Source organism: Streptomyces marokkonensis, assembly GCF_039539045.1.
In the GTDB taxonomy this organism is placed as follows: Bacteria; Actinomycetota; Actinomycetes; order Streptomycetales; family Streptomycetaceae; genus Streptomyces; species Streptomyces marokkonensis.
The window spans coordinates 17,853-28,111 of the sequence record NZ_BAABCQ010000103.1; the positions used below are offsets into that span (position 1 = coordinate 17,853).

Annotated in this window: 6 protein-coding genes and 1 rRNA gene; 4 read left to right on the forward strand and 3 right to left on the reverse strand. The window is 70.8% G+C overall.

From position 1 onward, the window contains the following. Nucleotides 1-9: 9 nt before the first annotated feature. A complete protein-coding gene (locus ABEA26_RS23395) occupies nucleotides 10-2,064 on the reverse strand; it encodes a sigma-70 family RNA polymerase sigma factor (protein WP_345595196.1) in 2,055 nt (684 codons plus the stop codon). Nucleotides 2,065-2,248: 184 nt separating this feature from the next. Further along, nucleotides 2,249-3,151 carry a TetR/AcrR family transcriptional regulator gene (locus tag ABEA26_RS23400; protein ID WP_345595198.1) on the reverse strand — a complete coding sequence of 301 codons (903 nt, stop codon included), beginning with the start codon at nucleotides 3,149-3,151 and terminating at the stop codon, nucleotides 2,249-2,251. Nucleotides 3,152-3,525: 374 nt separating this feature from the next. Between ABEA26_RS23400 and ABEA26_RS23405 the strand changes: the two genes are divergently transcribed. Beyond that, entirely contained in the window at nucleotides 3,526-4,899 is a 1,374-nt protein-coding gene (locus ABEA26_RS23405) for an NAD(P)/FAD-dependent oxidoreductase (RefSeq protein ID WP_345595200.1), read from the forward strand. A 189-nt stretch (nucleotides 4,900-5,088) separates the two neighbouring features. Continuing rightward, on the forward strand, nucleotides 5,089-6,738 hold the full coding sequence (locus ABEA26_RS23410) for an ATP-binding SpoIIE family protein phosphatase (RefSeq protein WP_345595202.1): 1,650 nt from the start codon (nucleotides 5,089-5,091) through the stop codon (nucleotides 6,736-6,738). 72 nt (nucleotides 6,739-6,810) lie between these two features. Here ABEA26_RS23410 and ABEA26_RS23415 read toward each other — a convergent pair whose 3' ends face one another. Beyond that, entirely contained in the window at nucleotides 6,811-8,088 is a 1,278-nt protein-coding gene (locus tag ABEA26_RS23415) for an MFS transporter (protein ID WP_345595209.1), read from the reverse strand. Between the two features lie 136 nt (nucleotides 8,089-8,224). Here ABEA26_RS23415 and ABEA26_RS23420 point away from each other — a divergent pair, with 136 nt between their 5' ends. Together ABEA26_RS23420 and ABEA26_RS23425 are read left to right on the forward strand one after the other, a co-directional pair. Then, nucleotides 8,225-8,773 carry a MarR family winged helix-turn-helix transcriptional regulator gene (locus tag ABEA26_RS23420; protein ID WP_345595203.1) on the forward strand — a complete coding sequence of 183 codons (549 nt, stop codon included), beginning with the start codon at nucleotides 8,225-8,227 and terminating at the stop codon, nucleotides 8,771-8,773. Nucleotides 8,774-9,408: 635 nt separating this feature from the next. After that, a 16S ribosomal RNA gene (locus ABEA26_RS23425) occupies nucleotides 9,409-10,259 on the forward strand; the annotation flags it as partial.

A 10,259-nucleotide genomic window follows, 5' to 3' on the forward strand; every position in this document is an offset into this window, starting at 1 on the left:
CCTGAAGCGCTACGCGCAGGTGAACCGCGACTGAGCCCAGTCCGCGAGGGCCACCGAGTCGAGGTGACCGTGCGGCTCGACCACCAGCCGTACCGTGCCGCGCCCCGAGATGTCCACATGGACGGGCACCGCCGGGCCCCCACCCACGACCGGCCCGGAACTCCACAGCCGGACGCCGTCGGCATGCACCGAGAAGCGGACCGCGCCGAGCCCCGTCGTCAGGTCGTCGACGCCGACCAGCGCGTCGTAGGAGGAGCAGGAGCGGTTGAGGTCGATGGTGACGGAGGAGCGGCCGTGCACGGTGACGCCCTGCGCGTACCGCTTGTCGCCGACCGACAGGGCGGAACGCTGCCACACCCAACTGCTCTCCGCCAGCCGCATCTCGGGTCCGGTGCCGTCGCCGCCCACGTCGTACGCCAGCTCGCTCCACTGGTAGACGGCCGGGGCGGGGGTCGGTGACGGCGACGGTGGCGGTGGCGGCTGCGGGGCCGGCCGGAGGGTCGGAGACGGGGCCGGCGGCGTCGGTTTCGGCGTGGGGGAGGGTGTGGGTGCGGGGGGCGGCGTCGGACTGGGGGTGGGCACCGGGGACGTGGGGGGCGCCGGTGCGGCCACCGGTGGACGTGGCCGGGGCGGCTGTGCCCGGGGCGAGGGTGCGCCCGGCGCGGGCTGGGCCACCGGCGAGGAGGGCGGCGGGCCCGCCTTCGGTGGCTGCTCGGCCGGGGCGTCGTCACCGGCCAGCGCCAAGGCCAGCGCCGCCGCGGCGGCCACCACCACACCGGCCGCGATCCCGGCCTTCACCGGCGCGCCCAGCCCTTCAGAGGCCGCCGCACCACCCCCGGCACCCGCACCACCCCCGGCACCCGCACCACCCCACGCTCCGGACACGCCACCGCCCGCAGCCGCCGCGCCCGCGGCACCGGTGCCCGCGCCCCCGGCGATGAGCCCCGCGGCCTTGGCATACCCGGCGGCGCCGAACCAGCCGATGACCGCGACCGGCACCACCGCGGGAATGCCGCTCGCGACCTCCTCGATCTGGAAGGCGGCCAGCCGGCACCGGGCGCACTCGGCCAGGTGCTCGCGCAGCCCGCGGTGGGCCCGGGTGCGCAGCCTGCCGCGCGCGTACGTGCCGAGCCGGTCGGCGTAGCGGGCGCACTCCTCGTCGGTGGCGAGGGCATCGCTGACATGGGCCTGGAGGTAGGCCTGCTTCAGGCCCTCCCGGGCGCGGCTGGCTAGCACGCGCGTGCCGTTGGCGTCCAGGCCGAAGAGCACGGCCACCTCGCTCGGCGACTCGTCCTCGACCTCGGTGTGCCACAGCACGGCCTGCCACCGCTCCGGCAGCGACCGGAAGGCCCGCAGGGCAAGTGACTGCTCGGCCTCGTGCATGGCCCGGACATCGGCGCCCAGCTCCAGGGTGTCGTCGTCCGGCACGCTGGAGCCGGACGCGGCCTGGGTGGCGAACACGGCGAAGTCGTCGACCAACTGCTCCCGCCCGGCCGACCGTGTCCAACCGGCGGCGACACGCCTGACCGCGGTGAGCAGATAGGCGCGCACAGCGTGCTCGGGGCCCGAACCGCCGCGCACCGCCTGGAGGACTCGGGCGAAGACCTCGGCGGTGAGGTCGTCCGCGGTGTGGGCGTCGCGGCAGCAGGTACGGGCGTACCTGCGCACCGCGTCCGCGTGGCGCAAGTACAGCTCCTCGTAGGCCGTGTCGTCACCCGAGCGCATCCGCTCGATCAGCTCCGCGTCGGACGCCGGCAGCTCGCGCGGTGGCGGCAGGACGCCGCTGTCGTCCAGCTCGGGCAGCGGTGGCAGAAGGCTGTCCTCGCGCGCCTCGCGCTGCGTAGGGAGGCTGCCCTCCGCCGGTCTGCGGGCCTGCGCAGGAACACCATCCTCCGGTGGCCGGACGCCCTCCGGTGGCCGGACGCCATCCGGCGTTCCGTCGTCCTCCGCAGGTACGCCGCCCCGCGGGACCCGCGCAAACCCGCCCTGGTCGGGAACCCGCCGCGGGTGGCCGGGCCCGGTGTCGCCGTCACCGAGCGACCCGCCCGGTCCGTCGCCGCTCACCGCGGAAAGCCCCCGCCGCCGCCTGCCCAGCCAGTCTCGAACACCGGGTCAGCGTGGCATATCGGCTTTTCGTCAGGGCCCCTCGGCGGCGACCATCACTCGTCCGTGGGGACTTGACGCACGCGGTGACAATGCTCAGCCGTTCGTGGAAGAGGAAACTGCCCCGCCCGACGGCACGACGGCCTCACGCCGGGCGCGACCGCAGCCCCTCCAGCAGGATGTCCAGCAGCCGGGTCGAGGCCGCCGCCTGCTGTGCCGCGTCCGGCAGCGAGGGCGCCGCAGTGGCTATGACCAGCAGTACGTCCGACACCGACACGTCCGGCCGCAGCTCACCCGCCGACCGCGCCCGCTCCACGAGCCGGCCCACGACGTCCAACAGCTCCGCCGCCCCGTGGCCCCCCTCCACGGAAACCGAACCAGTGACCGAACCACCGGCCGCCGCACCGACCGAACCGCCGGCTGACGACGCCGCCCGCGCGGCCCCGTCGGACACCAGCCGCAGCTCACCGGAGCCGGAGGCCGAGCCGGAATCAGGCTGTATCCGCTGCTGCGGCACGCGCGGCTCACAGGCCACCGCACCACCGCCGGCACCCGTGGCACCGCCGGTACCCATGGCACCGCCGGCACCCATGGCACCGCCGTCACCGTCGTCGGACACCCCGACCCGCAGCACCTGCGGCGGCAGCAGCCGCCCGGCGCCCGAGGCCACCGACGTCCGCAGGAAGCGCGACAGCGCCGACCACGGCTCGTCCTCCTGCCCGAGCGCCGTCCGGGCCTGGTCCGTCAGCCGGGCCGTCTCCTCCTCGGCTATCCGCCGCACCAGGACGTCCTTGCTCGGGAAGCGCCGGTACACCGTGCCGACACCGACCCGCGCGCGCCGCGCCACGTCCTCCATCGGCGCGCCGTACCCCAGCTCGCCGAACACCTCGCGTGCCGCGCGCAGCACGTGCTCCAGATTGCGCTGGGCGTCCACGCGCAAAGGCGCGGTCCGTGCCCCGTCCTCGCGTGCGCCGCCCGCCCCCGCACTCATCGCACCGCCGGGCGCGACAGCGGACGCGGACGACCAATGAGAGTCCTGAACATGCATAGAAAATCCCCCGGTAATGACGTCTCCCCCCGGAGACACTCCCCGCCATCGAAAGCCGGAGTGCGCGGAACAGGCCCGGTTTCATGGCCCGCCCGTCGCGGACCCGAAGAGCACATCCCCCCACACTCGGTGGGAAAGAACATAGTTGAGCGAGGGTCAATTCAGAAGGGGCAGGTTCCGCACCGAGCACCCCCTGATCGGACCACGGATCACATACGCCCCGAATAAGCCACCTTCCGTCTCCCCTCGCACCCCCGCTGACCTGTGCGTTCGCGCCGGATCACGGCCGTACGGGCCACCCCGCACTCCCGTGATCTCTGGTCACACAAATCGACGAGCCTGTGGACAAACGCAAGCGTCGGGTGCGTCATGGGATGGTGAAGGAACGTGCGCGCATTCTCGTTGTCGGCGGCGGCTACGTCGGGATGTACACGGCTCTGCGTCTCCAGCGGAACCTCAGAGGCGAACTCCGGCGGGGCGAGGCCGGGATCACGGTCGTCTCCCCCGACCCCTACATGACGTACCAGCCGTTCCTGCCGGAGGCGGCGGCCGGCTCCATCTCCCCGCGGCACGTCGTCGTGCCGCTGCGCCGCGTCCTCGGCCGGTGCGACGTCGTCATCGGCGAGGCACGCTCCATCGACCACACGACGCGCACCGCCACCATCACCACCCTCGCCACCGACGAGGAGAGGACGGGCGCCCGCCGGCTGACGTACGACGAACTGGTCCTCGCGCCGGGCTCCGTCTCACGCACCCTTCCCGTCCCCGGCCTCGCCGACCACGGCGTCGGCTTCAAGACCGTCGAGGAGGCCATCGGCCTGCGCAACCACGTCCTCGAACAGATGGACATCGCCTCCTCCACCCGCGACCCCGCCCTCCGCGACGCCGCCCTCACCTTCGTCTTCGTCGGCGGCGGCTACGCGGGCGTGGAGGCCCTCGGCGAGCTGGAGGACATGGCCCGCTACGCCACGCGGTACTACCACAACGTCACGCCCGACGACATGAAGTGGATCCTCGTCGAGGCCTCGGGCCGCATCCTGCCCGAGGTCGGCGCGGACCTGGGCCGCTACACGGTCACCGAACTGCGCCGCCGCAACATCGACGTACGCCTGGACACCCGCCTGGAATCCTGTGCGGACCGCGTCGCCGTCCTCAGCGACGGTGCCCGCTTCCCCACCCGTACGGTCGTCTGGACGGCCGGCGTCAAACCCCACCCGATCCTCGCCGCCACCGACCTCCCCCTCGACGACCGCGGCCGGCTCACCTGTACCCCCCACCTGTCCGTCGACGGCGCCACACACGCGTGGGCCGCGGGGGACGCCGCCGCCGTCCCCGACGTCACGGCCGCGGAGCCCGGCCGGGAGTGCGCCCCCAACGCCCAGCACGCCGTCCGCCAGGCCAGGCTCCTCGGCGACAACATCACGCACACCCTGCGCGGCGAGCCCCTCGACACCTACGCGCACAAGTACGCCGGCTCCGTCGCCTCCCTCGGCTTCCACAAGGGAGTCGCGCACGTCTACGGGCGCAAGCTGAAGGGCTATCCCGCGTGGTTCATGCACCGCGCCTACCACCTCAGCCGCGTCCCCACCGTCAACCGCAAGGCGCGCGTACTGGCCGAATGGGCCCTCGCCGGGCTCTTCAAACGGGAGGTCGTCTCCCTGGGTTCACTCGAACATCCGCGAGCGGAGTTCGAACTCGCGGCCGGTGGAAAGCCTTCTCAGGAACCACCTCGCAACCCGAAGGGGTAGTCCTGGCCGGACTCAGGAACTCCCCCGGCCGGTCCGGCGTCTGACGGATGTCGGCCCGGTCGGCACCCTGCCAGACTGGTCCACCACCGCGGGCGCGCCGACGCTCGCTCCCGCGCGGCCTCCGGGGCCCCGGCCGTTCCCGGCCCGCCCCGGCCCTGGGTCGCCGACAACTACACGAGGCAAGGATTCGTGAACTTCACGCGCTGGAGCGCCCGACTCCCCGGAACGCAGCGCCGCGCCGCAGCGCGGACCGACACGACCCTCTCCCCGGACCGGCGAGGAGACGGCTCCGTACCGGCCGCCCGCGCCGAACAGCTGACCGACGAGGCCCCGCCCGTGCCCGCCGTCGACGACCTCCCCGTGCGTGACGTCCTCGACCGCGTCCCGGCCCTCGTCGCCCTCGTCCACGGCCCCGACCACCGCCTCGCCTACGTCAACGACGCCTACGTCACGGCCTTCGGTAAGCACGACCTCGGCGAACCGGCCCGCGCGGCCCTCCCCGAGCTCGACGAGCTCGGCCTCTTCCCGCTCCTGGACCAGGTCCAGCGCAGCGGCAGACCCCGCACTCTCAAGTCCCGCAAGGCCCCCGACGGCCGCTCCTACACCTTCACCTGCACCCCGGTCACCGAGGGCGACAGCGACGGCGGCCGTGGCGTACTCGTCTTCGCGACCGACGTCACCGACCACGCCGAGGCCGCGGCCCGCCTGCGCGCGAGCGAGGGCCGCCAGCGCGAGACCGCCGTCACCCTCCAGCGCTCCCTGCTCCCGCAGGAACTGGAAGAGCCAGACGACCTGCGCGTAGCCGCCACCTACCACCCCGGCGGCACCGAGGCCGCGGTCGGCGGCGACTGGTACGACGTGATCACCCTCGGCGGCGGCCGCACCGCCCTGGTCATCGGCGACGTCATGGGCCGTGGCGTCCGCGCGGCAGCCGTCATGGGCCAGCTCCGTACGGCCGTCAGGGCCTACGCCCGCCTCGACCTGCCCCCGCACGAGGTGCTCCAGCTCCTCGACGGCCTCGCCATCGAGATCGACGCCAACCAGATCGCCACCTGCGTCTACGCCATCCACGACCCCAACGAGGGCCGGCTGGTGTACGCGTCCGCCGGCCACCTGCCCATCCTGGTCCGCGACGAGAACGGCACCGTCCAGCGCGCCGACGAACCCACCGGCCCACCGCTCGGCACCGGCGGCTGGATGCACGCTTCCGGCTCGATCGCCCTGACCCCCGGTTCGACGGCCGTCCTCTACACCGACGGTCTGGTGGAACGCCGCAACGAGGACCTGGACGAGGGCATCGCCGCCCTGGAGCGTGCCCTGTCCGGCGCGACCGGCAGCCCCCAGGTGGTCTGCGACCGCCTGGTCCGCTCGGCCGGCGTCACCCCGGACCACGACGACGACGTCGCCGTGCTGGTCCTCCAGCACCCCGCCCGCAAGGGAGCGCAGGCCGAGCTCTTCCGCAACGCCGCACTGGAACTGCTCGGTGGCGTGGAAGCGGCCCCGCGCGCGCGTGCCTTCGCCTCCGGCGTCCTGACCAGCTGGCGTTTCCCCACCGAGCTGCACGACCTGGGCGTCCTGGCCACCAGCGAACTGGTCGCCAACTCCCTCCAGCACGGCACGCCCCCCATGCGGCTGCGCCTGCGCCGTACCGACCGCCGCCTGATCGTCGAGGTCACCGACGGCGACGACCACCTGCCCAGACGCCGCCGCGCGGAACCGGCGGACGAGTCCGGCCGGGGCATCGCCATCGTCGCGACGATCGCCTCCAACTGGGGCTCCAGACGCACACCAGGGGGCGGCAAGGCGGTCTGGTGCGAGTTCCTCCTGCCGAGACCGTGACCCACGGGCGTGAACGCGGCAGACGTGAGGAGGCCCTGACGGGCGCACCCGTCAGGGCCTCCTCACGTCTCCTCACGCCTTCGCGGCAGCCACCGCGTCGGCCGACGCCCCGCCCTGCGTGACCACCCGGCTCCTGGCGAGCGCCGGCTGGTTCTGTACGTCCGTGAGCTCCCGCCCCAGCCGCACCGCCAGCACCGTGATGCCCAGCGAGAACAACAGGAACGCCACGATGTACGGCGCGTGCAGCGAGGCCCCGAGCGGACCGCCCACCGCCGGACCGATCGCCAGCGCCAGCTGCTTCACCAGGGCGAAGGCGGAGTTGTACTGCCCTGCCAGCCCGGTCGGCGCCAGATCCGCCACCAGCGGCGCCAGCGTCGGCGACAGCAGCGCCTCACCCAGCCCGAACAGCGCGTACGTCGAGATGAACGCGGCCGTCGCCATCGCCTGGCTGCCGTGCCCGAGCCCGGCGTACCCGGCCACGGCCCACGCCACGGCCCAGATCAGCCCCACGGAGGCGATCACGCGTGACCTCTTCCGCCGCTCCACGAACCTCAGCACCGCGAACTGCGCGATCACGATCACCAGCGTGTTCGCCGCCAGCGCGGTCCCCAGCGTGGACGTGGAGATCCCGGCGGCCTCGACGCCGTATGCGCTCAGCCCCGACTCGAACTGCCCGTAACAGGCGAAGAACAGCACGAAGCCCAGCACGCACAGCTGCACCATGGCCCGGTTTCCCAGCAGCTGCTTCCAGCTGTTGCCGGCGGCCTGCCCCGGCACCCCCGACACCTGGGGCGCTCGCGGCGCGCGCACCGTCGCCATCACGGCGACCAGCACCAGGAACATCGCCGCCTCGATCGAGAACAGCACCGTGAAGGAGGAGGCGCTGGTCGTGTCGACCAGATGGCCGCCGATGAGCCCGCCGACGCCGAGTCCCAGGTTCTGCAGGAAGAACTGCATCGCGAAGGCCCGCGACCGGGTCTCCGTCGTGGAGCAGTCCACGATCATCGTCGCCAGCGCCGGCTGCATCACGGCCTGCCCGGCCCCCAGCGCGGCGGCGGACAGCAGCACGGTGGCGGCCGAGGCCGACAGGCCCAGGCTCAGCGCACCGAGCGCGGCGGTGACCAGGGCGGCGAGCAGTACCGGTAGCGGGCCTCGGCGGACGATCGCCCGCCCGGCGAACGGCAGCACGATCAGCGCGGCCACGGCGAAGACGGCGAGAACGAGACCCGCCGTGACAGAACCGAGTCCCCGTACCTGCGCCACATAGACGTACAGGTAGGGGACGGTGAAGCCGAGCCCGAACGCGCTGAGTGCGTTGCCCACATGAATCCGGCGCATCGCTGCGCCCATTGCCCTGGTCACGTTCACCCTCTCTGGGTAGATCGCTTCAGCCGTTAAAGGTGAAGACTTAGAAGCTAAAGTTCGATGTTAAAGAGTACACAGCGAAGGACTTCAAGGCAAAGGAGTCCCGTGCCATACTGCGGCCATGGGCGACACCTCCGGCGCCGGCGAGCCGACACTCGAAGAGCAGATCGCCGCCTACCAGCGCGAGTTCCAGGACCTCGACCCGCAGGTCGAGAAGATCGTCTCGGCGCTCTCCCGCCTCAACCGCCGCATGAACGTCGCGTACGGACGGCAGACCGCCGAACTCGGCATCAGCAACACCGACTGGGAGGTACTGAAGGCGCTCGTCCTGTCCGGGGCCCCCTACCGGCTGGGTCCCGGCGACCTCGCCAAGCGCCTCGGCCTGACGCCGGCCGCGATGACCCACCGCATCGACCGCATGGTGGGGGAGGGGCTGGTCACCCGGGACCGCGACGAGACCAACCGGGTCCGCGTCATCGTCGAGCTGACGGCCGAGGGGCGCGAGAAGTGGCTGGAGGCCATGCGCCTCGCCACGGTGTTCGAGGAGGACCTGCTTCAGGACCTGTCCGCGGACGACCGGGCCGCCCTGGGGGACGTCCTCACCCGCCTCCTGCGCAGGGTGGAGCACGCACAGCCGGACGCCGGCGGCAGGCTCAGCGACCTCGATTAAAGATGTTGACAGGTGCGGTTGACAGCCACCTACGGGATCCGTAAGGTTCTTCGGGTTGCCACGGGACCGTAACGGTTCTGCGGTAGCACCTCCCGCCGCGACAGCGGCACCAAACCACCTGCACGACCCCTTCAGTGGGAATGGCTTCGGCGTGTCCGAATTCGATTTCGACTGAGGCTCGACGGCCCGGTCCACTCCGATTGGGAATCGCCGAGAGAGTCCGCTAAGGTTTGAGACGTCGGAACGGCCCAACAGCCGCGAAGACAAACCCCGCTGACTGGGAATCAGGCCCGAAAGGATCTGATAGAGTCGGAACCGCCGGAAAGGGAAACGCGAAAGCGAGAACCTGGAAAGCACCGAGGAAATCGGATCGGAAAGATCTGATAGAGTCGGAAACGCAAGACCGAAGGGAAGCGCCCGGAGGAAAGCCTGAGAGAGTCTCTCGGGTGAGTACAAAGGAAGCGTCCGTTCCTTGAGAACTCAACAGCGTGCCAAAAGTCAACGCCAGATATGTTGATACCCCGACCTGATCGGATCTCTGATCGGGTTGAGGTTCCTTTGAAGGAAAATACAGCGAGGACGCTGTGAACGGTCGGATTATTCCTCCGACTGTTCCGCTCCCGTGATGTAAAGCATTCACGGAGAGTTTGATCCTGGCTCAGGACGAACGCTGGCGGCGTGCTTAACACATGCAAGTCGAACGATGAACCACTTCGGTGGGGATTAGTGGCGAACGGGTGAGTAACACGTGGGCAATCTGCCCTGCACTCTGGGACAAGCCCTGGAAACGGGGTCTAATACCGGATACTGACCATCACGGGCATCTGTGATGGTCGAAAGCTCCGGCGGTGCAGGATGAGCCCGCGGCCTATCAGCTTGTTGGTGAGGTAATGGCTCACCAAGGCGACGACGGGTAGCCGGCCTGAGAGGGCGACCGGCCACACTGGGACTGAGACACGGCCCAGACTCCTACGGGAGGCAGCAGTGGGGAATATTGCACAATGGGCGAAAGCCTGATGCAGCGACGCCGCGTGAGGGATGACGGCCTTCGGGTTGTAAACCTCTTTCAGCAGGGAAGAAGCGAAAGTGACGGTACCTGCAGAAGAAGCGCCGGCTAACTACGTGCCAGCAGCCGCGGTAATACGTAGGGCGCAAGCGTTGTCCGGAATTATTGGGCGTAAAGAGCTCGTAGGCGGCTTGTCACGTCGGTTGTGAAAGCCCGGGGCTTAACCCCGGGTCTGCAGTCGATACGGGCAGGCTAGAGTTCGGTAGGGGAGATCGGAATTCCTGGTGTAGCGGTGAAATGCGCAGATATCAGGAGGAACACCGGTGGCGAAGGCGGATCTCTGGGCCGATACTGACGCTGAGGAGCGAAAGCGTGGGGAGCGAACAGGATTAGATACCCTGGTAGTCCACGCCGTAAACGGTGGGCACTAGGTGTGGGCAACATTCCACGTTGTCCGCGCCGCAGCTAACGCATTAAGTG